General features: G+C 68.9%; 1 pseudogene. It reads right to left on the minus strand.

The features are described from left to right. Window positions 1-1,194, minus strand: a pseudogene (locus tag NET02_RS16625) (AAA family ATPase); the annotation flags it as partial.

Genomic DNA, 1,194 nt, shown 5'->3' on the forward strand with positions numbered 1-1,194 from the left:
GGCGTGCGCGCCACCTCCCACCCCACGATCTGGCGCTTGGCGCGGCTGAACTCCACGCCCAGCTCGATCACTTCCGTGATGCCCGGCGCGCCGCGGTGCTTGGCCGCGTAGTCGCGGGCCTTGAGCTGCCGCATGGCCTCGCCGGTGGGCTCCTCGCCGTCGACCACCTTGAACTCGATCACCCAGGCGCGGCCGGCGTGGCGGATGACGAGGTCGCATTGCCCCGGGTTGGACACTTCTTCCGGCACGATGTCCAGGCCGAGGCTGGCCAAGTGGCTGTAGAAGACGCTGGCGTAGTAGCCCTCGTACCGGGCGATGGGGTTGGCGCGCACCCAGTCGTGCGGGATGCTGGCGTAGAGGCGCTCGAAGTGCGCGCGCAGGCCCTCGGCATCGCCGTCGGTGAGCAGGTCGTACAGCCGCATCGTCAGCTGGGACAGCGGCGTGCCGCCCGGCAGCCACCCCCCCAGCAGCAGCGCCTCGTTGAGGGCGCTGCGCACCTCCAGGTTGGGCACGCGCAGCGTGTAGACGGTGGCTGCGCCCTTGCGCTGCTGGCCGTCGATGGTGAGATACCCGGTCTGTGCCACAGCAGCGCCTCGGGCTCGATGCGCTCCACGTCGAAGGCCGACAGCAGCTGCTCGCTGGCGTAGAGCCGCTCCAGCTGCGGGGTGAAGAACCCCTTGCCGCGCAGCCAGTGCACCAGAAACGTCGGCGTGCCGGTCTCGAACCAGTGCGCGCGGAACTGCCGCTCGGCCAGCAGCAGCAGCACGTCGAACGGGTTGTAGACGCTCACCGGGCCCCAGCGGTAGCCGTTGTACCAGCGGCGGATCTCCTCGCGGTCCAGCGGCTGGCCTTCCTCGGCAGCGGCCTGCAGTTCCGGCGCGAAAACGGTGTCGATGTCTTCATCCGTGTAGCCGCAGATCGTGCCGTACTCGGGCGACAGCGTGATGTCGCGCAGGTTGTTCAGGCCCGAGAAGATCGAGACCTTGCTGAACTTGGACACGCCGGTCAGCAGCACGAAGCGCAGGTCGGCGTCTCTGCCCTTGATGACGCTGTAGAGGTTGCGCAGGCCCTCGCGCATGGCGCGGGCGACCTCAGGGGTCTCGAGGTTGTCGAGGATGGGCTTGTCGTATTCGTCGACCAGCACCACGGCCTGGCGGCCGTGGGCTGCGGCGGTGCGCTCGATGAGCGCATCGA

Origin of the sequence: Thermalbibacter longus (genome assembly GCF_023806485.1) — a bacterium.
GTDB lineage: Bacteria > Chloroflexota > Chloroflexia > Thermomicrobiales > Thermomicrobiaceae > Thermalbibacter > Thermalbibacter longus.